Origin of the sequence: Clostridium sp., from assembly GCF_036643715.1 — a bacterium.
Taxonomy (GTDB): domain Bacteria; phylum Bacillota; class Clostridia; order Clostridiales; family Clostridiaceae; genus Clostridium.
In genome coordinates this window covers 11,631-36,519 of sequence record NZ_JAVXRL010000023.1, presented here as the reverse complement: position 1 = coordinate 36,519, position 24,889 = coordinate 11,631, and the positions used below count along the sequence as shown (strand labels likewise).

25 protein-coding genes and 1 pseudogene are annotated in these 24,889 nt (G+C 27.9%); 20 read left to right on the top strand and 6 right to left on the bottom strand.

Annotated features, from left to right (window positions below; all coding sequences use genetic code 11):
* Positions 1–13 precede the first annotated feature (13 nt).
* Genes hemC through RSF37_RS08410 form a run of 6 tightly spaced genes read left to right on the top strand, consistent with a single transcriptional unit; the run spans position 14 to position 6,012 of the window.
* On the top strand, positions 14–883 hold the full coding sequence (gene hemC, locus RSF37_RS08435; RefSeq protein ID WP_332563966.1) for a hydroxymethylbilane synthase: 870 nt from the start codon (positions 14–16) through the stop codon (positions 881–883).
* A gap of 14 nt (positions 884–897) precedes the next feature.
* Positions 898–2,367, top strand: coding sequence for a uroporphyrinogen-III C-methyltransferase (gene cobA, locus RSF37_RS08430; protein ID WP_332563965.1), 1,470 nt, complete (start codon positions 898–900; stop codon positions 2,365–2,367).
* 8 nt (positions 2,368–2,375) lie between these two features.
* The gene (hemB, locus tag RSF37_RS08425) at positions 2,376–3,338 is read left to right on the top strand and encodes a porphobilinogen synthase (RefSeq protein ID WP_332563964.1); all 963 of its coding nucleotides are present in this window, start codon (positions 2,376–2,378) and stop codon (positions 3,336–3,338) included.
* 12 nt (positions 3,339–3,350) lie between these two features.
* Positions 3,351–4,637 carry a glutamate-1-semialdehyde 2,1-aminomutase gene (hemL, locus tag RSF37_RS08420; RefSeq protein ID WP_332563963.1) on the top strand — a complete coding sequence of 429 codons (1,287 nt, stop codon included), beginning with the start codon at positions 3,351–3,353 and terminating at the stop codon, positions 4,635–4,637.
* A complete protein-coding gene (locus RSF37_RS08415; RefSeq protein WP_332563962.1) occupies positions 4,637–5,377 on the top strand; it encodes a sirohydrochlorin cobaltochelatase in 741 nt (246 codons plus the stop codon). Before hemL ends, RSF37_RS08415 begins: the two co-directional genes overlap by 1 nt.
* 11 nt (positions 5,378–5,388) lie before the next feature.
* Positions 5,389–6,012 carry a LysE family translocator gene (locus RSF37_RS08410; RefSeq protein ID WP_332563961.1) on the top strand — a complete coding sequence of 208 codons (624 nt, stop codon included), beginning with the start codon at positions 5,389–5,391 and terminating at the stop codon, positions 6,010–6,012.
* Positions 6,013–6,051: 39 nt separating this feature from the next.
* Here the strand turns inward: RSF37_RS08410 and RSF37_RS08405 are convergent, their stop codons facing one another.
* Positions 6,052–6,210, bottom strand: a complete 159-nt coding sequence (locus tag RSF37_RS08405) for a hypothetical protein (RefSeq protein ID WP_332563960.1) — start codon at positions 6,208–6,210, stop codon at positions 6,052–6,054.
* A gap of 149 nt (positions 6,211–6,359) precedes the next feature.
* Between RSF37_RS08405 and RSF37_RS08400 the strand changes: the two genes are divergently transcribed.
* The 4 genes from RSF37_RS08400 (at position 6,360) to RSF37_RS08385 (ending at position 9,689) form a co-directional block, all read left to right on the top strand.
* Positions 6,360–6,842, top strand: coding sequence for a hypothetical protein (locus RSF37_RS08400; RefSeq protein WP_332563959.1), 483 nt, complete (start codon positions 6,360–6,362; stop codon positions 6,840–6,842).
* A 133-nt stretch (positions 6,843–6,975) separates the two neighbouring features.
* Complete coding sequence (locus RSF37_RS08395) at positions 6,976–8,034, top strand: ABC transporter substrate-binding protein (protein ID WP_332563958.1); 1,059 nt, start codon at positions 6,976–6,978, stop codon at positions 8,032–8,034.
* Positions 8,035–8,144: 110 nt separating this feature from the next.
* A complete protein-coding gene (locus RSF37_RS08390; protein WP_332563957.1) occupies positions 8,145–8,711 on the top strand; it encodes a DUF3867 family protein in 567 nt (188 codons plus the stop codon).
* Positions 8,712–8,816: 105 nt separating this feature from the next.
* On the top strand, positions 8,817–9,689 hold the full coding sequence (locus RSF37_RS08385) for a tRNA 2-thiocytidine biosynthesis TtcA family protein (RefSeq protein WP_332563956.1): 873 nt from the start codon (positions 8,817–8,819) through the stop codon (positions 9,687–9,689).
* A gap of 43 nt (positions 9,690–9,732) precedes the next feature.
* Here RSF37_RS08385 and RSF37_RS08380 read toward each other — a convergent pair whose 3' ends face one another.
* The gene (locus tag RSF37_RS08380) at positions 9,733–10,596 is read right to left on the bottom strand and encodes a Cof-type HAD-IIB family hydrolase (RefSeq protein ID WP_332563955.1); all 864 of its coding nucleotides are present in this window, start codon (positions 10,594–10,596) and stop codon (positions 9,733–9,735) included.
* Positions 10,597–10,799: 203 nt separating this feature from the next.
* On the opposite strand from RSF37_RS08380, the gene RSF37_RS08375 reads away from it, so the two are divergent.
* From RSF37_RS08375 to RSF37_RS08355, 5 genes are all read left to right on the top strand, one after another.
* Positions 10,800–12,131, top strand: a complete 1,332-nt coding sequence (locus RSF37_RS08375) for an MATE family efflux transporter (protein WP_332563954.1) — start codon at positions 10,800–10,802, stop codon at positions 12,129–12,131.
* Positions 12,132–12,174: 43 nt separating this feature from the next.
* A complete protein-coding gene (locus tag RSF37_RS08370; RefSeq protein ID WP_332563953.1) occupies positions 12,175–12,636 on the top strand; it encodes a GAF domain-containing protein in 462 nt (153 codons plus the stop codon).
* A gap of 28 nt (positions 12,637–12,664) precedes the next feature.
* Positions 12,665–13,420: a carbohydrate deacetylase gene (locus RSF37_RS08365; protein ID WP_332563952.1), complete on the top strand. Its 756-nt coding sequence runs from the start codon at positions 12,665–12,667 to the stop codon at positions 13,418–13,420.
* An 18-nt stretch (positions 13,421–13,438) separates the two neighbouring features.
* Complete coding sequence (locus RSF37_RS08360; RefSeq protein WP_332563951.1) at positions 13,439–13,627, top strand: DUF4250 domain-containing protein; 189 nt, start codon at positions 13,439–13,441, stop codon at positions 13,625–13,627.
* A gap of 282 nt (positions 13,628–13,909) precedes the next feature.
* Entirely contained in the window at positions 13,910–15,271 is a 1,362-nt protein-coding gene (locus RSF37_RS08355) for a putative bifunctional diguanylate cyclase/phosphodiesterase (RefSeq protein ID WP_332563950.1), read from the top strand.
* 26 nt (positions 15,272–15,297) lie between these two features.
* Here the strand turns inward: RSF37_RS08355 and RSF37_RS08350 are convergent, their stop codons facing one another.
* Complete coding sequence (locus RSF37_RS08350; protein WP_332563949.1) at positions 15,298–16,011, bottom strand: polysaccharide deacetylase family protein; 714 nt, start codon at positions 16,009–16,011, stop codon at positions 15,298–15,300.
* A 328-nt stretch (positions 16,012–16,339) separates the two neighbouring features.
* Here RSF37_RS08350 and RSF37_RS08345 point away from each other — a divergent pair, with 328 nt between their 5' ends.
* From RSF37_RS08345 to dut, 4 genes are all read left to right on the top strand, one after another.
* Positions 16,340–17,605: a uracil-xanthine permease family protein gene (locus RSF37_RS08345; protein WP_332563948.1), complete on the top strand. Its 1,266-nt coding sequence runs from the start codon at positions 16,340–16,342 to the stop codon at positions 17,603–17,605.
* A 140-nt stretch (positions 17,606–17,745) separates the two neighbouring features.
* Positions 17,746–19,986 carry a sensor domain-containing protein gene (locus RSF37_RS08340; protein ID WP_332563947.1) on the top strand — a complete coding sequence of 747 codons (2,241 nt, stop codon included), beginning with the start codon at positions 17,746–17,748 and terminating at the stop codon, positions 19,984–19,986.
* Positions 19,987–20,050: 64 nt separating this feature from the next.
* Complete coding sequence (locus RSF37_RS08335) at positions 20,051–20,425, top strand: SpaA isopeptide-forming pilin-related protein (RefSeq protein WP_332563946.1); 375 nt, start codon at positions 20,051–20,053, stop codon at positions 20,423–20,425.
* 93 nt (positions 20,426–20,518) lie between these two features.
* On the top strand, positions 20,519–20,959 hold the full coding sequence (gene dut, locus RSF37_RS08330; RefSeq protein WP_332563945.1) for a dUTP diphosphatase: 441 nt from the start codon (positions 20,519–20,521) through the stop codon (positions 20,957–20,959).
* 49 nt (positions 20,960–21,008) lie between these two features.
* On the opposite strand, the gene RSF37_RS08325 is transcribed toward dut, so the two are convergent.
* Complete coding sequence (locus RSF37_RS08325; protein WP_332563944.1) at positions 21,009–22,940, bottom strand: ABC-F family ATP-binding cassette domain-containing protein; 1,932 nt, start codon at positions 22,938–22,940, stop codon at positions 21,009–21,011.
* A 209-nt stretch (positions 22,941–23,149) separates the two neighbouring features.
* Here RSF37_RS08325 and RSF37_RS08320 point away from each other — a divergent pair, with 209 nt between their 5' ends.
* Complete coding sequence (locus RSF37_RS08320; RefSeq protein ID WP_332563943.1) at positions 23,150–23,767, top strand: TetR/AcrR family transcriptional regulator; 618 nt, start codon at positions 23,150–23,152, stop codon at positions 23,765–23,767.
* A gap of 48 nt (positions 23,768–23,815) precedes the next feature.
* On the opposite strand, the gene RSF37_RS08315 is transcribed toward RSF37_RS08320, so the two are convergent.
* Positions 23,816–24,430: a DUF4397 domain-containing protein gene (locus tag RSF37_RS08315; protein ID WP_332563942.1), complete on the bottom strand. Its 615-nt coding sequence runs from the start codon at positions 24,428–24,430 to the stop codon at positions 23,816–23,818.
* Positions 24,431–24,444: 14 nt separating this feature from the next.
* A pseudogene (locus RSF37_RS08310) lies at positions 24,445–24,889 on the bottom strand (hypothetical protein); the annotation flags it as partial.

Below are 24,889 nucleotides of genomic sequence, written 5' to 3'. Positions count from 1 at the left end.
GTAAGGTGAAAAAATGAAATTTGTTATAGCAACAAGAAAATCTAAATTAGCACAAGTACAAGCTGAGAAAGTAATGGAACTTTTAAAAGAAAAAGAAGTTGATTCAGAAAAGTTATTAGTAGTAACAGAAGGTGATAGAAGACTTGATGTAACACTAAGTAAAATTGGAGGGAAAGGTCTTTTCGTTAAAGAAATAGAACAAAAGATGATTGATTGTAAGGCAGATATTGCTGTTCATAGTATGAAAGATGTGCCACATGAACTTCCAGAAGGGTTTGAACTTGCTGCAATTCCAGAGAGAGAAGATGTAAGGGATGTTTTTATATCAAGAGATGGAACTCACTTTAAAGACTTAAAAGAAAATGCAACTATTGGAACAAGTAGTTTAAGAAGAGTATATATGCTTAAAGAGATGAGACCAGATCTTAACATAGTTCCTATTAGAGGAAATGTTCAAACGAGACTTAAAAAAATGGAAGAAGAAAATATGGATGGAATAATATTAGCAGCAGCTGGTATTAAAAGACTTGATATGGAAGATATTATAACAGATTATTTCAATCCAAAAGAATTCCTTCCAGCAGTAGGTCAAGGAGCACTTGGAATTGAATGTTTAGAAAGTTTTGAGTATAAATATATTTTAGAAGAACTTGATAATGACGTTGTAAGATCAGAAATTTTAGGCGAAAGAAGTTTTATGAGAGCATTAAATGGAGATTGTCACAGTATGATTGGAGTGTATTCAGAAACTGATGGTGATGATATTTATATGATTGGAACATTTTTAGTCGATGGAAAAGTTGTTAAAAAAGATGTTTTAGGAAGTAGATTTGACAGTGAAGCGCTAGGTAAAAAATTAGCAGACAAAATATTAGGTAAATAACGCGGAGGTATAAGATGAGCAAAGCTTATATAATTGGTACTGGGCCAGGAGACGAAGAACTATTAACTTTAAAAGGAAAGAGAGTTTTAAAAGAATGTACAGCAGTTCTTTATGATAGATTAGTTTCAAATAACATATTAAATTATTTGAATGATGATTGTGAAATATATTATTGTGGAAAAGAGCCTGGCGCTCATTATAAAACACAAGAAGAGATAAATGATAGCATCGTAGAACTTGCTAAAAAGGGCCATATAGTTGGAAGAATAAAAGGGGGAGACCCTTATGTATTTGGAAGAGGTGGAGAAGAGGTATTAGCACTTAGAGAAGAGAATATTGAATTTGAAGTAATACCTGGAGTAACATCACCAATTGCAGTACTTAACTATGCAGGTATTCCAATAACTCATAGAGGAATAGCACAAAGTTTTCATATAGTTACTGGAATGTCAGCTAAAGATCTAAATGTTAATTTTAGTGCATTAGCTAAAGAAAAAGGAACATTAGTATTTATGATGGGGCTTTCAAATATTGATTCAATATGTGAAGAGCTTATGAAGTTTGGTAAAGATAAAAATACACCAGCAGCTGTTGTAATGAGAGGAACTTCAAGTAAGCAAAGAAAAGTCATCGGAACGTTAGATACTATAAGTGAAAAATCAAAGGAAGCTAAACTTCAATCACCTTGTATTATTGTTATTGGTGAAGTTGTTAACCTTTCAGAATCATTATCTTGGTATGAAAATAAGCCGTTATTCGGTAAAAATATATGTATAACAAGATCAAGAGCTCAGTCTAAAGGAATAAAAGAAAAATTAAAGACTTTAGGTGCTGAAGTAACAGAAATTAATTCTATAAAGATAGAAGATAAGAGTGATAAATTAAATTCATATAATGATAAGTTAAGTAGTTATGATCATATAATATTAACATCAGTAAATGGAGTTAACATATTTTTTGATTACTTAATTAAAAATGAAATAGATGTTAGAAATATTAAAGCTAAATTTTCTGTTATTGGAAAGGCAACAAAGAAGGCTCTTATTAATAGAGGGGTTATGCCATTTAAAACAGGAAAAGAATTTGTTGCAGAAGGATTATTTAAAGAGATACAAAATGAAATAAAATCAGATGATAAAGTACTTTTAATTTCTTCAGAAAAAGGTAGAGATTACTTGAAAGAAGAAATTTTAAAAATAACAAAGTCTGTTGAAAGAGTAAATATATATGATGTAGTTGAAGGTACTCTTAAAAACAAAAAAGCTTTTGATGAAGTTGATATAATATTATTTACAAGCCCATCCACAGTTACAAATATGATTGAGATGGTTTCATTAGATGAAATAAAAGAGAAGCAATGTGTTGCTATAGGACCTATAACTTCAAAGGCTCTTAAAGATAAAGGCATTAAAGCTTTAGTATGTAAAGAACACTCAGAAGATGGTTTTATAAAAGAACTTTTAGAAATGTTAAAGGAAGTGTAACTTAAGTTATGAGAAGAGGAAGAAGACTTAGAACAAATGCAAATGTAAGAGATTTAGTAAGGGAGACTGAACTTAGTCCATCAGATTTTATTCTACCAATATTCGTTGTTGAAGGCGAAGGAATAAAAAACGAAATTGTATCATTGCCTGGAGTATATCATTATTCAGTTGATATGTTAGATGGAATAATAGAAGAGATAGTTAACCTTGGTATTAAAGGAATAATGTTATTTGGTATTCCAGATCATAAAGATTGTTGTGGAAGTGAAGCTTATAGTGATAACGGAATTGTTCAAAGAGCTACAAGAAGAATAAGAGAATTAACAGATAAAATAATAGTAAGCACAGATGTATGTATGTGTGAATATACAGACCATGGACATTGTGGGATAATACATGATGGTGATGTAGACAATGATGAAACATTAGATTACTTATGTAAGATAGCGGTTTCACATGCTAAAGCTGGATCACAAATGATAGCTCCATCAGATATGATGGACGGAAGAGTTTTAAGAATAAGAGAAGCTCTTGATGAAGCTGGATTTAAAAATGTTTCAATAATGAGCTATTCTGCAAAATATTGCTCTGCATATTATGGACCTTTTAGAGCAGCTGCAAATTCTGCACCTTCATTTGGGGATAGAAAAACATACCAAATGGATCCAGGTAACAGAAGAGAAGCTATAAGAGAAGTATTATTTGATATTGAAGAAGGTGCAGATATAGTTATGGTAAAACCAGCGCTTTCATATCTTGATATAATTAGAGATGTTAGAAATAGAGTTGATTTCCCTATAGCAGCTTATAATGTAAGTGGTGAATATGCTATGGTAAAAGCAGCAGCTAAGATGGGACTTATTGATGAAGATAGAATAATAATGGAAACATTAACTTCAATGAAGAGAGCTGGAGCAGATATAATAATAACTTACCATGCATTAGAAGCTTCAAAGCTTTTAAGAAAGTAGGAGGAAATACTTATGAGAAACGAAGAGATTTTTAATGAATCAAAAGAATTCATGCCAGGTGGAGTAAATAGCCCAGTTAGATCATATGGAACAATTGGAATAAACCCTCCAATTATAAAAAGTGGAGAAGGGGTTATTATTAAAGATGAAGATTCTAATGAATATATCGACTTTGTACTGGCTTGGGGACCATTAATACTTGGACATTGTGACAAAGATGTAGTTAAAGCTATTAAAGATGAATCAGAAATTGCATTAGCGTTTGGTGCGCCAACTGAATTAGAACTTAAAATGAGTAAATTCATGTGTGAGAACTTAGATACTATTGATATGGTAAGAATGGTTAACTCAGGTACAGAAGCTACTATGAGTGCTATAAAGCTTGCAAGAGGATATACTAAAAGAAATAAAATAGTTAAATTTGCAGGATGTTATCATGGACATTTTGATGGATTTTTAGTTGAAGCAGGTTCTGGAGTATTAACAGAAGGAATACCAGGGTCACTTGGAGTTCCAGAAGATAGTATTAAAAATACTCTAATTGGAATATATAATGATGCAGAAAGCATGGAAAAACTTTTTAAAGATTATGGTGATGATATAGCTTGCGTAATAATAGAACCAGTTGCTGGTAATATGGGAGTTATAAAAGCTAATAATGACTTTATGAAAACATTAAGAAGATTATGTGATGAAAATGGTGCTCTTTTAATATTTGATGAAGTTATGAGTGGATTTAGAGTTGCATTTAAAGGAGCTCAAAGCTTATTTGATGTAAAACCAGATTTAGTAACATATGCTAAAATAATGGGTGGTGGACTTCCATGTGGTGCATATGGTGGAAAGAAAGAAATAATGGAAAGTCTTTCACCTTTAGGTGGAGTATATCAAGCTGGTACAATGTCAGGAAATCCTATAGTTATGGCAGCTGGATATAAAACATTAACTAAATTAAAAGGCGATTTAACAGTTTATGATCACATAGAAGAATTAGGCAAGAAACTAGAAGATGGAGTATATTCACTTGCAAATAAATATGGAATCAATCTTGTATTAAATAGAGTAGGTGGAATGATGACAATTTTCTTTACAGACGGAGAAAAAGTTAATTGTTATAATGACGTTAAAAAATGTGATGAGAAAAGATTTAAAAGATATTTCCTTCATATGCTAGATGCAGGATTTAACCTACCTCCATCACAATTTGAATCATTATTTTTATCAACTAAGCATACAGTAGAACATATAGATAAGTTCTTAAATGCCTTTGAGGGATTCTTAAAAAAGGAAACTAAGTAATGAAAAGGGCAATTTTATTTGTCTCATTTGGAACAGGAAGAGAAGAAGATTTTAATAAATATCTTCTTCCTTTTAAATGTGATGCTAAAAATAAATATGGCGATACATTCGATTATTACTTTGCATTAACAAGCGAAAGAATATTAAGTAAAATTAATATAAATATAAAAAATTATAAGGATACATTAGATGAATTAAAAAATAGTGGATATGAAGAAATTTATGTTGTACCTCTTTATTTTTCAAGAGGTGTTGAATATTCTAAAGTAGCTTTAACAACGAATGAATATAAAGACAAGTTTAAAGTTATTAAATGCTTAAATCCAATATTTGAAGAAAATAAAAATGTAATAGATAATTATTTTAAAAAGTCAAAGAATATACTATTCATATGTCATGGAAGCAGAAGCTTAAATGAATCACTTGATAAAAAGTATATTGAAGATGTAATAATCAATAATGGTAAAAATCACTATGTATCATCAACAAATGAAAAAGATAAAATTAATGAATTAATAGAAAATATTAAAAATGATGGAATAGAAGATATTTTAATAGTTCCAATACTTCTAACTAAAGGATATCACTTTACTAAAGATGTTGTTTTAGATAATAATGAAAGTTTCTTTTCTAAAATTAAAGGAGAAGGAATTACTTGTGAAGTAGTAGATGAAGCACTTGGAGAAAATGAATTTTTTAGAGAACTTGTAATAAAAAATATTGATAAATTAATTAAATAGGAGGGTTTCTTGTGGACTTAGTTACTATAATATCTTTTTTGTCGGCAGCTATAGTTTTGACATTAGCTCCAGGACCGGACATATTGTATGTAGCAACACAGAGTATCACTCAAGATAAAAAAGCAGGTATATTTACAGCTATGGGGCTTTGCAGTGGAATATTTTTTCACACAATGGCAGCAGCGCTTGGAATATCCGGAATATTATACAGTAGCACTGAAGTATTTAATATAATTAAATTTTTAGGTGCTGGGTATCTTATTTATTTAGCTTTTATTGAATTTAAAAATAGAAATATTACTTTTTCTGAAGCAAAGGGAGAAAGTTTAATTTATTCAAAGCTTTATAAAAAAGGTATTACTATGAATTTGTTAAATCCTAAGGTAGCATTATTTTTCTTAGCATTACTTCCACAGTTTGTAGATAGTAACGGAATTAACATTACAGTACAAATGATTATACTTGGAATGGTATTTATGATACAAGCCTTTTGTATCTTTGCTTTAATTTCAATATTTTCTTATAAATTAAAAGAAAAATTATTTAATAATAGTAAAAATTCTTCTAAATTTAATTTAGTAAAAGTGTTTGTATATGCTTTTATAGGAATTAATATTGCACTATCAACTAAATAAAATTATAGGGTAATCTAATAATTAGATTACCCTATAATTTTATATATCATCTACGTCTGTTTCTTCGCCATATCTAACAGTTCCTTCTGAGGAAAAGCTATCTTTTGGATCTTTTTCAATAAAAGTTCCATCATTAGGTTCTTTAGATGAATGACAACTACAGTTTGAACAAGATGATTTTTTCTTTTTATCTTTCATAATAAATCCCTCCTAGTAACAGTTATTATTTTGTGCATAAATTAAAGAGTTATTCTGAAAATATTGCATAAAATGTTAACAAAATAAAGACAAGCTATTAATATTTATGTTAATATAAATAGACATTTACATAAATGGAGGGAAAAGGTATGGAAATTTCAAATCAATTAGCGATGACAATGGCAACATTAATGATTATTATAACAGTTTGTGCCCTTGTTAATTATATTTTTGTTTCTTTAGCATTATATAAGATTGCAAAAGTAGAAGGGGATGACAAGGCTTGGCTTGCATGGGTTCCGGTTGGTAATGCTTATATGCTTATTAAACTTGGTGGCGGTAAGATGGTATTTTTAGCATCATTTATAGCTGCTATGTTTTTAAGAGGCTTTTTAGGAACTATTGCAATGGCTGTATTCGTTATATATGGGGTATATATGTATAGTAATTTATGCAACAAATATGATGGAAGTTTAATACCAATTGCTATAGGATCATCAGCTTTAATAGTAGGTATATTCCCATCTCTTACTGGACTTACTATTCCAATATATTTAATAGGACTTTATGGTCAATGGAAATTATATAGAAGTGTGAGCAGAGAAACATATAAAGGCAAAAAAAGAAAATAATGTTCATTAAGAGTTATCTAAAAGCTATTAAATAATAATAGTTTTTAAAAGATAACTCTTTTTACTTGTAAAAATTAATAAAACATATATAATATATAAAGAATTTGTTAAATTTTTAGGAGGACGTTACTAAATGAAAAAAAGTAAGAGAATAATAGCTGGTATTATTTCAATACTATGTGTTACAGCTTTATTTGTCGGTTGTGGTAATAGTAAAAAAGAAGAAGTGACTTTAAATTTCTTTAATTGGGCAGAGAATATACCAGATGAGGTTATTAAGGATTTTGAAAAAGAAACAGGAATAAAGGTAGTTCAAGATACTTATGCTAATATGGATCAAATGTATACAAAATTGGCATCAGGTGCAGTATCTTATGATTTAGTTGTACCATCAGATTATATGGTAGATAGATTAAGAAAAGAAGGAAGACTTGAAAAGTTAGACTTTAATAATATTCCAAATTTCTCAAAGATAGATGACTCATTTAAAGGAACAGAAGTTGACCCGGAAAATGAATATTCAGTTCCATACATGTCAGGAACTATAGGAATTCTTTATAATAAAAACTTAGTTAAAAGTGATATAAAGAGCTTTGATCAATTATGGGATTCTAAATATGAGAAGAGCGTATTTATGTTAGATGACCCAAGAGATGCCCTTGGAGTATCTTTAAAGAGACTTGGATACTCTTTAAACACTACTAATGAAAAGGAAATAAATAAGGCGGCAGATGAACTTATTAAGTTAAGAGACAATGGTAACCTTCTAGCATATGGAGATGATGATCTTTTAGATAAAATGGTAGCAGGGGAAGCTGCACTTTGTGTACTTTGGTCAGGTGAGGGATTAAACCTTTCTGATGAATATGATTATTTAGAATATGTAGTACCAAAAGAAGGGGCTGATTTCTGGGTTGATTCATTAGTTATACCAAAGGGTGCTAAGCATAAAAAAGAAGCAGAAATGTTTATAAATTATTTATGTACTAAAGAGCCAGCACTTAAAATAGCAGAAGAAATTGGATACACAACGCCACAGAAGGAAGCTATGGAAGCTCAAGATGATCATATAAAAAATAACAAAAATGCTTATATGACAAAAGAAGTAATTGATAAATGTGAGACATATAAATATTTAGGTGATGACTTGAAATTATATGGTGATGCTTTTACAAGAGCTAAAAGTAAATAATATAACTTAAATATAACTTAAATAATTAGGATATTACTTTTGTGATATCCTAATTTGATATATAATACTTTATAAGGGAACATAAAGTTAAGAGAGGAGCTAAGATAAATATGGCTGATGATAGAATAATTGATTTTAATGAATTGAAAAATAGAGTGAATGATAAGGATATAGATAAATTTGAAAATTATATGTATGATTTATTTTATAAGACTCAAACTGGCGAAATGAGCCTTGGCGATTTCTCTACAAACTTATCAAAGTATATGGCAGAGAATAATATTTCAGAAAAGAAACTTTTTGAAATTCAAAAGAAAGTAATGGAGAGATATGGTTTTGACTCTACTCAAATGGAAGGTAGTTTAAAGCAAATGGGAGTAGATATTAACTTAAACGATACTGCTGAAAGTTATGAACAAGTTAGAAAGAAACTTTCCTTTAAGGAAAAATATAACAACAAATTAAATGCAAAGCCAATCGAAGAATATTTTATAGAAAATGAAAATAATAAAGTTAAGATTATTTTAGATAAAAATATAGTAAATATAATAAGTGATAAAAATATTGACTTAAATGATAATGAACTTAATGAATTTTTATGTTCCTACAAAAAAATGTTTGATGGTGAACCATTAGAAGTTAATATATCAGAAAATAGTAAAACATATAATTATTAATAGAAAAGATTCTGGCTGTATCAAAGGAATTTAAAGTATTTTGATACAGCCCTTTTAATTTACTATGAAAAAATGATATAATAATCAGATGAATGAGGTGATAAAATGAGTAGTATAGCAGGACAAGGTTGTCAAAGACTGATTCCAGAAGAAGATAAAAAGCCTTTACAAGAAATTGAAAGAAGTATAGTAAAAAGATATAGAAAGCCTATATGGACTAAATTTATAAAGGCTATAAAACAATATAATTTAGTTGAAGAAGGAGATAAAATAGCTGTAGCTATTTCAGGTGGAAAAGATTCTATCCTTATGGCAAAGTTATTTCAAGAACTTCAAAAACATGGTCAAATTAAATTCGATTTAGAATTTATTGCAATGGATCCTGGATATCACGAGCAAATAAAAGAATTACTTATAGATAATTGTAATTATTTAAATATACCAATACATTTATATGAGTCAGGAATTTTTAAAGTTATAGATGAAAAAGCTAGTGATTACCCATGTTATCTTTGCGCTAGAATGAGAAGAGGTTCACTTTACGCAAAGGCACAAGAACTTGGTTGTAATAAATTAGCACTTGGACATCATTATAATGATGTTATAGAAACGACTCTTTTAAATATTTTATATGCAGGTAATTTTAAGACAATGCTCCCAAGACTTAAATCTGCAAACTTTGAAGGTCTTGAACTTATAAGACCTATGTATTTAATAGAAGAAGATTACATAAAGAAATTTATAAATTATAGTGGTATTTGGCCACTTAACTGTGCATGTATGGTTGCAGCAAAGAAGGTTGGAAATAAGAGGTTTGAAATTAAAGAATTAATAAAAAATCTTAAAGAAAACTTTAGTGGTGTTGATAAATCAATATTCAAAGCAGCTGAAAATGTATGTATGGATTCCATTTTAGGATGGGAAAAGAAGGGTGTAAAACACTCATACTTAGATTTTTATGATGAAGATGAAGAGTAATTAAAAAGGAGCATTTAAGCTCCTTTTTTTATATTAAGCATTTTTATGCAAGTTCTTTTAAATGTTCATTAATTGCATGTGCAACACCGTGATCATCATTTTCCAGTGTAACATATCTGCAAATCTTTTTAATATCTTCATTTGCATTACCCATTGCAACACTATATTTTACCTTTTCAAACATCGATATATCATTAAAATTATCTCCAATTGCCATTACATCATCAAGGGAAATGTTAAGAGAATCAGCTACATATTGAACAGCATTACCTTTTGATGAATCATTACTTATTATTTCAAAATTATTTGTAGCAGATGAAATAATAGAAACACCAGAAACATCTTTAAGAGCAGCTTGTCCTCTTAAAAGCCTATCGTTATCAAAAGATACAATTGCAACATTATAACAATCATATTTTAATACATCATCTATATTTTTAAATTCTTTCATAGTAGTTGAAGTTTTAGATTCATAGAAAAGGTAAAGAAGTTCATCAAGTTCAGCTTCTTTTAAATTAGGATTAGCTTCTTTTGCCATATAAAAATCATTGATCAATTTATCACGTCCAGATTCAAGAAGAAAGTCATTAGTTGATATAGCATAGTAATAATTATTGTAATGAAGGTAAGGCAATACCTTTAATAATACTTTTTTATCTAGTGGAAAAGATTTTAGTTCCATACCACTATTGTTATGTATTTGTGACCCATTACTTGAAATAATATAAGGAGTTTCAATACCAGCTTCTTTTAGTATACTAATGGCACTATTATAAGTTCTACCTGTTGAAACAATAACATCCACCCCTTTTTGCTGAGCATTTAATATAGCAAGTATATTTTCTTTGCTAATTGTATGTTTCGAATTTAATAAAGTACCATCTAAATCTGTTGCAATTAATCTCATAAAATACCTCCAAAAATTTAATAGTCATATTAATTATCTTACTAATAAAGGGTAAAAATGTACATAGAATGAACTGAAAATGTGGCAAAAATACTTAAATATGTACAATAAAGCTATATTTAATTGATATAATAAAAGTATCTAAAAAGGATAAAATAGATTTATAATAAAATAAACTTAAGATGAAGGTGGTAAAAGATTAAATGAAGAAACTTAATTTATTAGAGGCAGATATAGGAAGTTTAATAATAAAGTATATGGTACCAAGCGTACTTGGTATGATGGGAACATCACTTTGTATATTTTTAGATACAATGTTTATAGGACAAGGAATTGGAAATGATGGACTTGCGGCATTAAATATAGTATTGCCGGTATATAGTCTATTTAATTCAATTGGACTATTATTTGGAGTCGGGGGAGCTACTTTATTAGCTATAAGCATAGGAAGACGGAGACATAATGATATAAATATTATATTTACTACATCTATGTTAATGGTTATTATTATAGGAATTATAAGTAGTGTTGTAGGAGTGATTTTTACTGAAGAAATATGTATATTACTTGGAGCATCAGAGAGATTACTTCCACTTGCAGTAAGTTATGGAAGGGTTTTATTATCAGGTAGTATAGTATTTATGTTTATAAATGCACTTAATGTGTTTGTTAGGAATGATGGAGAACCTAAACTTTCAATGTGGACAGTTATTATAACTAATATTATAAATGTAATATTAGATTATATATTTATATTTCCGCTAAAAATGGGAATGATGGGAGCTGCACTTGCAACTACTCTTGGGCAATTTGGTGGGATTGCTGTTTTATTAAGCCATTTTCTTAGGAAAAGAAATAATATTTCTTTTAACATTAAGGAAATATCATTTAAATTTATAAAAAGAATTATAAAAAGTGGACTTCCAAGTTTTATTTTAGAAATTTCAGCAGGAGTTGTTATTTTTATGTTTAACATTAAGTTATCAAGTATAAGCGGAGATGTAGCAGTATCAGCTTATAGTATAATTTCTAACGTAGCTTTAATATTTGTTGCTATATTTAATGGAGTATCACAAGGATTGCAACCAATACTTGGAGTAAACTATGGTGCAAGAAAATTAAAGAGAACTTATTCAATATATAAAATTGGGATGATAATATCAGGTGTTTTAGGTTGCTTATTTTTATTAATTGGAATATTAGCACCAAACATATTAGTAAATATATTCTCAAGTAGTAAAGATGAATTGTTAGAGATCACTGTAAATGGTATTAGGATATATTTCATAGCCTTTGTTCCTATGGGTTTAAATATATTAAATATAGGGTTTATGCAATCGCTTGAGATGTCGAAGGCTTCAATAACTTTATCAATAGTTAGAGGATTAGTGCTTATAGTTTTATTAGTGAATATTTTAAGTGCTTTATTTGGTTTAAATGGCGTATGGATGACAATACCTGTAGTTGAAGTTATTACATTAATTGTTTCAACATTTATAATAAGAAGGATGATAAAGAATTGGGATTATGTTTAAATAGTGATATAATATAAAGAAAATAATTGGCGGAGGGGATATTATGAGTATAGAGAATTATAATTATATGGTTAAAGCATCAAGAGAACAATTAAAAAGTGAGAAGAATTTTATTGCAAATTTAGCTAATATATCAGCATATATAAATGAATTTTTAGATGATGTTAATTGGGTTGGTTTTTATATTTTAATAGAAGATGAATTAGTACTTGGTCCATTCCAAGGAAAGCCAGCTTGTGTTAGATTAAAACTTGGAAGAGGAGTATGCGCTAAGGCTGTTGAAACTAAAAAAACAGTAATAGTAGATGATGTAAACACTTTCGAAGGTCACATTGCTTGTGATTCTAATTCAAATTCTGAAATAGTAATTCCAATAATGGCAAGAGGTAATGTGGTTGTAGGAGTTTTAGATATTGATAGTGCATCAAAAGGAAGATTTAAAAAGGCAGAAAAAGATAGCTTAGAAAATATTGTTAAAGAGATAGAGAAATATCTAATATTATAAAACAAATGGTAAAAGGGAGATGACTTAGATGAAGTTAATAATTAATGGAGATGACTTTGGGCTAACAAGAGGCATATCAGAAGGGATTATTGAATGTATTTTAAATGGAGTAATGAGAGATACTTCCGCTATGACTAATATGCCATTTTTTGAAGAGGCAATAAAGATTGCAAAAGCTGAAGGTATAAATGAGATGGGGATACACTTAACAATGACTTGTGGAAAGCCAGTATTGCCAAAGGATGAAGTTAGTAGTATTTGTGATGAAAATGGGAATTTTTTTAGAAAGCCAGAATTAATTCCTGATTCGATTAATATTTATGAAATTGAAAAAGAATTAAGAGGGCAAATTGATAAATTTAAAAAGACAGGAATGAAGATAAATCATATAGATTCACATCATCATTTTTATGCATTTAATCAAGAGGTATTTAAACTTGTTATTAATCTTGCGAAAGAGCTAAATGTTCCAATGAGATGTCCAATAAATGAAATGAGACATATTGTAGAAGAAAATAATGTATTATGTCCAGATTTCTTTGATAGCACATTTTACGAGGGTAATATAACAGAAGATTATTTAATAAATCGTTTAAATAACCTTAAAGGACAGTATAATGTAGTTGAATTTATGGCACATCCTTCTAATGAGTGTGAGGAACTTAAAAAGATATCTTCATATAATGTTCAACGTGAGGCAGAACTTGAAGTTTTAACATCAGATAAACTAAAAGATTATATAGATAAAAACAACATAGAGTTAATAAGTTATTCGAACTTATAGAAAGAGAAGTGATAGTTTATGACAACAGAAGATATAAAATGTATGGATCCAAATATTTTAGTTAGTATAATAAACTTAAAACTTAGAGATTATTATTCTAACTTAGAAGGTTTAGGAGATGATATGGATATTAGTATTGAAGTATTAGAGGATTCACTAAAAAAAGGTGGATTTATTTATAATAAATCAACAAATCAGTTTAGATAATTATATAAAAGGCTATATCAAATAAATATATTTTGATATAGCCTTTTTTCAATTAAAATTTAACAATAAATTATAGAATACATGTTAATATATAGGGTATAATATAGAAAAGATGTCCAAATAGGAGAAAGGTGGTTAATTATGAGTATAATGAAAAAAGGTAAGCTAGCAATATTAGCAGCAGCAACAACAGCATTAGTTGTAACTTTAATAAATGACAAAAAACGTAAAGAGGAAAGCTTAGATAAAAAAGAACAGTAAAATAGCTTGAAGGTAGAGACAATGGTAACGCATAAAAATGAAGTCGGACTTAATATTTCTATTGCAGAAAATAATAAATGTTCATTCTATGATATAGAGACTGGGATTCATAATAAATATTATATGAAAGAGAAAGTAAATGAATATTTAAAAAGCAATGAATGTAACAATGGAGAGATTGCTGCATTAATACTAATAGATATTGATAATTTTAATATTATAAATGATATGTTTAATTATAATATCGGAGATGAAATTTTAATAGCTATAGCACATAGACTTAATAATATGGTATGTGATGAAGATATAATATGCCGATATAGCGGAGATGAGTTTATTATTTTCAAAAAAGACTTTAATGATATTGATAGCGTTAAAAGCTTTGCAACTAGAGTTTTAAAAGTATTAGAAGAACCTTTTAGAATTTTAGATGAAGATATAAATATAACATCAAGTATAGGGTTGGCTTTATATCCTCACAATGGAGAATGCTTTGAAATGCTTTTGAAATCAGCAGACGCTGCTATGCATTCAAGCAAGAAAAAAGGCAAAAATGGATATACTTTTTTTGATAATAGTATTTCTGTGGAAGTTACTAGAATATACAATTTAAAAAGGTGTCTAAAAAAAGCACTAGAAAACAAAGAACTATTTGTTGTGTTTCAACCTAAAATTTCTTTAAGTGATTATAGGATGCATGGAATGGAAGCACTTCTTAGATGGGAAAGCAATGAACTAGGGCTAATATATCCATCAGAGATGATACCTATAGCAGAAGCTACAAGACTAATAGTGCCTATTGGTAAATTTGTTTTAGAAGAAGTATTTAAAAAGGTAAAAGAATTAATAGAAGAAGGACAAGAGGATTTTAAAATTGCAGTTAACTTATCTGAATTACAATTAAGATATAGTGCAGTATTTAAAGATTTTGAAGAATTTTCTTTAAAATATGAAGTCCCTTTAAAATATATTGAAGTTGAAATAACTGAAAGTATTTTAATGAGGGAAGCAGATAAAAACATAGATACTTTAAATAAAATAAGAGATTTGGGTGCAAGTATCGCTTTAGATGACTTTGGTACAGGATATTCATCGTATAGTTACCTTAAAAATTTACCGGTAGATATTCTTAAAATAGATAAAAGCTTTATAGATGATGTAACTCAAAATAATAAGAGTAAATGTATAGTTGAGAGTATTATAGCATTATCTCATAGCTTAGGGATAGAAGTTGTCGCTGAAGGGGTAGAAAATAAAGAACAAGCTCTTTACTTAAAAAAAGTAAAGTGTGATGTGATCCAAGGGTATTACTATAGTAAACCTTATGAATTTAAAAAAGTTAAAAATATGTTCAAAGAAGATTTTAAACCAGATATCATATAAAATAAACGACTAATATATTAGTCGTTTTATTTTATGTAATGATAAATTTCAGGAGTTGTTTCATCAATAGTTTTAAAAGTATAGCCATTAGATTTGTAATAATTTATTATATTTTTAAGTGATTTTGAAGTGTTTTTATTTACTTCTGATGCATGCATCAATATAACAACAAAATTCTTATCACTTTTAGAATTTTTAAGTATAGAACTTGGATCTAAATTAGGATTCATCCCATCACCACTATCAACATTCCAGTCGTAGATCTTTAAATTGTTCTTATGCAGAAGATCTACTAAGCTTTTTTGTAGTCTGTAAGTGTTATTATTTACACCAAAAGGGAATCTTAATATTTTTGGTGAATAGCAAGTAACTCTATCAATCTCTTTTTGCGTCTTAATCATTTCATCTAAAAACATTTCGTTTGAATTATATAAGTTTTTCTTTTCGTGAGTAAAACTATGAAGACCAAGTGCATGACCATCATCATAAGCTCGTTTTAAAATTTCTTCATTTCCAGCAATTTGATTTCCTATAATGAAAAAAGTTCCTTTAACGTTTTCACTATCTAAAGTATTTAGAATATTTTTAAAAACAGTTTTTGATGGTGCATCATCAAAAGTTAAGTAGACTACCTTCTCATCTTTCTTATTATCTTCATTGGAATTAGCATAGCATTGATTTATTGGTAGAATATTAAAGATTATAGAGAAAATAGATACAATTAATAATTTTTTCCACATATTAAGTGCCTCCTAAAAAGATTAATAGTATTAGTTTCTTGTTATTTTGAAAAAATATTCTGTTTTTAAAATATATATTGATATTTTTCTTATATGTGCTATAATTCAATAAAAGAAAACAATCTTTAAGTTGGTTCAGAGAGACCAGTAAGAAGTTTTAAGAGTAGTGATATTTATAGGAGAATTCTATAAATATATTTAGAGCGCAACAACTTCTTACAATGAAAAGTAAGAAGTTTTTTTTATGCCTTTTAAATGCAGTCCAGTGAGGCTGACAAAGGGAGAAGTTTTTAAGCTTTCTCCTTACAAATGTAGGAGTGATAAATTTATGCAATTATTTGAGACATGTGAATTAGTAGAAGAAAGATCATTTAAAACGAAAGTAGTTAGAGTAGTACTAGCTCTTCAACATTTAATAGCTATGTTTGGTGCGACAGTATTAGTGCCAATTTTAACAGGTTTGGACTTATCAGTAGCATTATTTACAGCAGGAGTTGGAACATTAATGTTTCATATATGCACAAAAGGAAAAGTTCCAGTATTTCTTGGATCATCCTTTGCGTTTATAGCAGGAATACAAGCAGTTAGTTTAGAATACGGAGACTTGAGATATGCTCAAGGAGGAATGTTTGTAGCTGGATTAATTTATGTTTTCACTTCATTTTTAATTAAAAAAATTGGAGTAGAAAAAGTTAAAAGAGTATTACCAGCACAAGTAGTAGGACCTATGATAATGGTAATTGGATTAAACCTTATACCAACAGCTTATGGAATGGCAAGTAAAAACATTATGCTAGCTGCAGTAACTCTCGGAACGACATTATTAATTAAACAATTTGGAAGAGGTTTTACAAAGCAAATAGCAATATTAGTTGGAGTATTAGTTGGATATGTAGTTGCACTTTCATTTGGATTTGTTGATACAACAGCAATAAGCAATGCACCACTTCTAGCAGTTCCAAACTTTACACTTCCAAAGTTTAGCCCAGGAGCTATAATGATCATTGCACCTGTAGTACTAGCAGTATTTATGGAGCATATAGGTGATATAACAACAAATGGAACAGTAGTTGGAAAGAACTTCATAGAGGATCCAGGTTTAAATAGAACATTACTTGGAGATGGAATTGCAACAATAACAGCATCATTACTTGGAGGACCTGCGAACACTACATATGGAGAAAATACGGGTGTACTTGCAGTAACTAGAAATTATGATCCATCAATATTAAGAATCACAGCTGTAATTGCAATATTACTAAGTTTTGTTGCAAAGTTTGGTACAGTAATAAGAACTATACCAGAACCGGTAATGGGCGGTATTAGCTTAATGTTATTCACTATGATAGCATTAGTTGGTGCAAAGACAATAAAAAATGAAAAAGTTAAGTTTAATTGGAAAAATGTATTGGTAATGGCTACAATAATATTTGTAGGATTAATAGCACCAAATATAAATCCGATGCTTGAACAAAATTTTGGATTTATGATAGCAATTAAAATTACAGAAACAGTAACTATATCAGGATTAAGTTTAGCTGCAGTAGTTGGAGTTATATTAAACTTAGTATTAAACGGAATTAAGAAAAAATAATTTAATAAATAAAAATAAAAAGGCAGCTTTTAAAGTTGCCTTTTTGTCATAAAAAAATAAAAAATGTCTATTTCTGTTAGTGAAATAAGGTTAAATATGGTAAAATAGTATTGTTATAAATTTTACTATGGGGTGACGGAATGGGGAAAACTAAATTTGCACTAAATAAATGCTTTAAAATTGTTGATATAGCAATTACATTAGTTATCATACTATGTATAATAACATTTGATGATCTTAAAGATATTGCAATAGTGCTTTGTGTTTTAGTATTATATTTCCTATTAAAGCAGAAAGTTTTAAAAGAGAATGAATTACTAATTATTAATAAAGAATCTATAAAGAATAAGAGTAGGTATAAAAGAGCAATTAGAGGCCTTAATGGATTGATTTGGGAATGGTATGAGAGTGATAGAATGCTATATATATCAAGTATTGCAAGAGAAAGACTTAAAACTAATGACACTATAGACTCTTATGAAAAAATGCAAAAGTATATAGTGGAGGAACATAGAAAATATGTTGAAGAATTTTTCACTAAAATGGTTAAATCAAACTATATAGGTAATTTCTTAATAGAATTTAATGTTAAGTCAGAAGAAGGGCAAATAATACCGATAGAAGTAAAAGGATGCGGAGAATCAAAAAATGGTAAATATATTATGGCAGGTACAGCTTTTGACTTAGTAGATAAGAAAAAGCAAGAACTTCTATTAAAAGAAAGTGAAAAAAATTATAGGTTTGCACTAAACGGAACAAGGGATGTAATGTTCCAATGGAATATAGAAGAAAATACAATAAAATTACAAGGAAATTTACATAGCATTTTTTATGTTAAAACTTCGAAAGTGTTAGATGTTTCATTAAATGATTTTTTAAGAAATATACTTAAAGAGGATAGATATAAAATTTTAGATGTTTATAAAGTCTGTGTCGAAGGTAATGAAGAATATTGCGAATGTGAATTTAGAATGAATTCTATAAAGGGAATGTTGTGGATAAGACTGAGAGGAATGGTTTATAACGAGGATGGAAAACAAATAATATATGGGTCATTAGGAGATGTAAGTGACAGAAAAGAAAAAGAAGAAAAAATTTATTTTATGAGTTATTATGATGATGTTACAAAACAACCTAATAGAAGATATTTTAATAAATATACAAATGAAAAGATAGAGCTAGCATTAAAGGATAATAAAAACTTTGCTATTGCATGCATGGTATTAGATAATATAAAAGATGTCAATGATAACTATGGACATGATTTAGGTGATAAGCTATTAAAAGAGTTTTGCATAGTTATTAATGAAAAGCTAGATAAAAGAGGATTTTTATCAAGATTTGCAGGTGATGAATTTGCAATGTCTTTAGAAGATTTTGAATCGAAGAAAGAACTTAATAAGTATTTAAAAGAAATAGTTAAAATATTTGATAGTCCTTTAAAAATAGATGGAAATGACATTTATTGTAGTATAAATATAGGAGTAAGTTTCTTAAAGGATGATGGAATTGAAATTAAATCATTACTTAAAAAAGCAGATATTGCATTATATAATGCAATAAGTTTAGGAAAAAATCAAATAAAGTTTTTTGATGAAGAAATAGAAAGTAAATTAAAGAGAAACTTAAAAATTACAGATGAATTAAAAAGGGTATTAGATAAAAAAGAGTTATATGGATTGTTACAACCAAAAGTAATTACGAGCTCTAAAAAAATTAGAGGCTTTGAATATTTAATTAGGTGGAATAGTGAAATATTTGGAAATATACCACCGAATGAATTTATAAAGCTTGCAGAAAAAAGTGGAGATATAATTGAAATTGGTAAGTTTATTATTGAAGATGCAATAAAGATGTGCAAGGAAATTAATAATATATCAAAAGATCCAATAAAGGTAGCTGTAAATATATCTACAATTCAACTTAGAGATAATGAGATAGTTGAAGTTATTGAGAATAATTTAAAAAAATATAATGTGTCACCTAAAAATATTGAACTTGAAATAACTGAAAGTACAATGATAAATTCATTAACTAAAAATTCTAAAATAATTTATGATTTAAAGAAACTTGGAATAACTATTGCATTAGATGATTTTGGAACGGGGTATTCATCATTTAGTTATTTAAGGGAATTACCAATAGACGTTATTAAAATAGATAAGAGTTTTATAGATTATATAGGAAGAGATAATAAAAGCGAATATATAATAGAAAAGCTTATTGACTTATCTCATTATTTTAATTTAGAAGTTGTATCAGAAGGTGTTGAATATAAAGCGCAGTATGAATATTTAAAAAAGATAAATTGCGATACAATACAAGGGTATTATTTTTATAAACCTTTAAGTATAGAAAAAGCTTACGAAATTTTAAAATAATAGTAACAAAGAAACTCTATAAAGCATAAGGTGTAGTATACACTTAATTTAGGGGGTTTTTTATTTGGGAATTGAAAATAGAAGAGAGAAGGAAAGTAATGTTTTGCAACACAAACCAAAGGGAAAAACCAAAGGGAAGATAACTGTATACACTTTGATGAATAGTTTAAAAGGTGAAGCTTTTACTGGAGTTAAACTGAATTTATATAGGATAAATGGTGTTTCTCCTAGTTTAGAAGCAACTATTTATAGTAATGAAGAAGGAAAAGCAGAATTTAAAAACATAGAAAATGGAAATTATAGAATTATCGAAATAATTGATAAAAGTATATACGAAAAACCTAGTTATATTAAATGGAATGAAGTTAATATATCAAATTATTCAAAAGAAGAAACTATATACGTTATAAATAGAAAAAAAGAAAATATACTTAATTAATAATACTTAATAAAAAACTTCCTATTTAAAAAAGGAGGTTTTTTATTTTTTATGGTATAATTTTAACTAAATACATACTAAAGGAGAATTTTGATGGAAAGATATAAACTTAATGTAGAAAAGATAAATGATAATGCTAAATTACCAAATTATGCACATGAAGGTGATGCTGGATTAGATTTATACTCAGTTGAGGAAGTTACAATAAATCCGGGAGAAACTGCACTTATACATACAGGGATAAAAATTGAACTTCCAAAGAACACTGAAGCACAAGTTAGACCAAGAAGTGGGTTAGCGCTTAAACACGGAATAACAGTATTAAATACACCAGGAACTATAGATGAGGGATATAGGGGAGAATTATTAATAATACTTATAAATCATGGGAAAAATCCATTTGTAGTTGAAGATGGAATGAAAATAGCTCAAATGGTTGTTAAACCAGTATTTAGAGTAGATGTTTTTGAAGTTTCAAGTCTTTCAGATAGCGAAAGAGGGGAAGGTGGATTTGGATCATCAGGAGTTAAATAAGTATAAATTAAAAGATAGCTAAATATGGAATTTAGCTATCTTTTTTTATTTAACTATTCAGTTCTTCACTTAAAGATTCCCATTCTTCATAAAGTGATTCTATATGAAGTTCAGTATTTGAAATTTCTTTATTAACTCGTTCTGCTTCTTTAGGATTAGAGTAAATTTCTTCTAAACAAAGACTGTTTGTAAGCTCCTCAAGAAGGGATTCACTAGTTGATATATCACTTTCAACTTCTCTAAGCCTTGTTTTCTTAACTCTAATTTCCTTTTGAGCTAATTTAACTTTCTTTTTCTCTTCTTTAACTTTAGTTTTAGTTTTTCCATTTGAAACTTCTTCATAAGATTCAAATCTTGAAGGATTCTCTTTCTTCTCAATATAATAGTTGTAATTACCTAAATATTCATCCATTCCAGACTCTTTAAGTTCAACTATTTTAGTTATTACTTTATTTAAAAAATATCTATCATGAGATACTATTAGCATACTTCCATCATAACTTAATATAGCATTTTCAAGTGCTTCTCTAGATGGAATATCTAAGTGGTTAGTGGGCTCATCTAGAAGAAGGAAATTTGATTTTGAAAGCATAAGTTTTAAAATATTTATTCTACACTTTTCACCACCACTTAAATTTTTAATCTCTTTAAAAACATCGTCTCCAGTAAATAAAAAAGATCCAAGAGATGTACGTATTTTAGTAGTAGTTAAATCAGGAAATGCATCCCATATTTCATCTAATATAGTTTTTTCATAATCTAAATCGGATTGTTCTTGATCATAATATCCAACATTAACATTTGTGCCTAAAATAGCTTTTCCGCTGTCAGGTTTTACTTTCCCCATTATTATATTAAGAAGGGTTGTTTTACCTCTACCATTGTCACCTATTAAAGCTATTTTCTCTCCACGTTTTAAATCAAATGATATATCATTAAATAATTTATTATCATCAAAAGATTTTGCAAGATTTTCTATATGTAAAACATCATATCCACTTTTAACTGATGTCTCAAATTGAATTTTTGAAGCTCCTTTTTCTTTATCTGGTGCATCAATTCTGTCCATTTTTTCTAATGCTTTTTCTCTACTTTCAGCTCTTTTAATACTTTTTTCTCTATTAAATGATCTAAATTTTTGAATGATATCCTCTTGTCTTTGTATTTCAGCTTGCTGAAGGTTATAAGCCTTAAGTTTTGACTCATAGTCTTTTTCTTTAAGATCTAAATATTTCGTATATGGTGCATTGTAACAGTGTACATGACCATTTATAACTTGAAAAGTCCTATTAGTAACAGCATCTAAAAAGAATCTGTCATGAGAAATAACAAGAAGTGTTCCTTTGTAACTTTTTAAAAATTCTTCAAGCCATTCAATAGCTTCTAAATCTAAATGGTTTGTAGGCTCATCAAGAAGTAGAATGTCAGGGTTTTGAAGAAGTAATTTACAAAGGGCTATACGAGTTTTTTGGCCACCACTTAATGTGTTAATTGCTTTACTAAAATCATCTTCTAAAAATCCGAGACCTTTTAAAACTCTTGAAATATTACCTTTGTATGTATAACCACCTCTGTTTTCATAAAGTTCTTGAGATGTTGTATAATCTTTTATTAATTTTTCATGATAAGATGCGTTACTCTCATCATAAGGTTCATTCATTTTAACTTCTATATCTTTAATTTTATTTTCTAAATTTATTAAATTTTGAAATACGCTACATACTTCAGCATATATAGTATTTTCAGAATGTAAACTAAGATGTTGAGAAAGATATCCTATAGTTTTATTTTTATCTATAAACATATCTCCATCATCTGGTGTTATGTGTTTAGATAAAATTTTAAAAAGGGTAGATTTACCCTCACCGTTTGGACCTATAATACCAACCTTATCACCTTCATTGACAGATAGTGTAATATCTTTTAGTACATCTTGAATACCATAACTTTTCTTTATATTTCTACAACTTAAAACAATCATAATATATCCTCACCTTATATAGTCTAATATATTTTATTAATTATAATTTCTATAATAATTTTTTAAACTAATATTTTCTTTGTGCTTCTATGCCTTTATATTATACTATTTATCCACTTCCTAATCAATTTATAGGAATCAAAAGGTTTTATTATTCACTAATAGGTGATAATATTAAATTATAATAATTACTGTTTTGGGAGGAAATAATGCTTAAAGATGATAATGAGTTACGAGGGAATACATATTTAAAGAAAAAGAAAAAGGAATTGAATTTATATAATGCTGCTTATGAAATATTTAAAAGTAAAGGTATAAACAATACATCAATTGATGAAATAGTAAAAAATGCAGGAGTTGCAAAGGGTACTTTTTATTTATATTTTAAAGATAAATATGATTTAGTAAAAAAATTAATATTACTTAAAAGTTCTATATTAATAGAAGAAGCTTATGATGATACAAAAGAAAAGCAGTATAAGAATATTGAAGAGATGGTTCTACACTTTACAGAATACATAATAGATTACTTTAAAGAAAATAAATTATTACTAGGGGTTATAAATAAAAACTTTTCTTATGTAATTCATAAGAATCAAAGTGAAATTGAAGAGAATACGAATATGGATGAAATAATAAATAAGTTTTTGCAAAAGTTATTAGAGAAAGGATTCAGTGAAGAAGAAGGAAGAATAACATTATTTATGATAATTGAGTTAGTTGGTAGTGTATGTTATAGTTCTATAATTTTACATGAACCTGAAGAGATTGAAGTTATAAAGCCAGTTTTATTTAAGAAGATAAGATGTATGTTAACATATTCATAATATATATTTAAATGGCGGTAAACAAATAATTGTTTACCGCTCATTTTTTTAAGTTCTACCATCTCTAGACAGGATATATCCAATGTCAGGTATGCCATCTAGTAAACCTATAACATATATTGTTTCAAATTCACCTGGTAGCAAAGTAACGTTTGTTAAAGTTTTTGACACAGCACTAGCACTTGAAAATGCTAGTGTGAAATTGTAAATGCCAGGTGATAAAGGATAGTAGCCAGTAGTTTCTAGATATTCAACATTATTAAAAAGTGTATCTCTATTTCTTATACTTAAAGATAGTAAAGGAGCATTTGGAGATAGATTTATAAATCTTAAAAATGATATATCAGAGCTAGCTTTAGATGCAGTATCTTTTAATACAAAAAACGATATTACAGAATTATTTGTAACAACTGAAACAGTTGAGTAACTGTTTGGTTTAATAGTTAAATTACCTGAAAAAAATGGAGTATCATATGTTCCTGACGGATATAAATCTAAAGTGTAATCTCCAGGGGATAGCTCAATATATTCTGATAAGTCGCCAAAAGATACATTAGATTTTAATAATACACCTTTAGAGTATATATCTATAGAAGGTGCGCCAGGAACTGCATGTATAAATCTTATTTTAGATTTTAAATTAGGAAGAGTTTCTCTTAACATAAACATTAAATCACCTACTCTCTATAGCAATATTTATTAGATAAATTAGCGATGCGAATTATTAAAGTTCTTGCAATTGGATATGGAATTCTATAAGAATCTAAAGTATTTAATATCATTGGATTAAATCGTCTTATTTGATCAAATACATATTCTCCGCTACAATATCCAGGCATGTTGAAATTTTTATTATTAAAATTTTTGTTATCAAAGTTAAAGTTTAAATTATCATCATCATCATTAGGTTTTCTAGAAGATGCAGCTATTAAATCTTCTTCATTGAGGTCCATATCAAAGTTTCTTAATATATCTGTTGGTGTTGGAACTTCAAAGTTATTAGATAAATTCATATAAGAAGTTTTATTATAGCAATATAATTCTTCATCACCTCCAAGAGCTTTGTTAATTGTTTTAGCTCTTAAATCTTCAATTTCAATATCTTCTGAACTTCTAAAATAG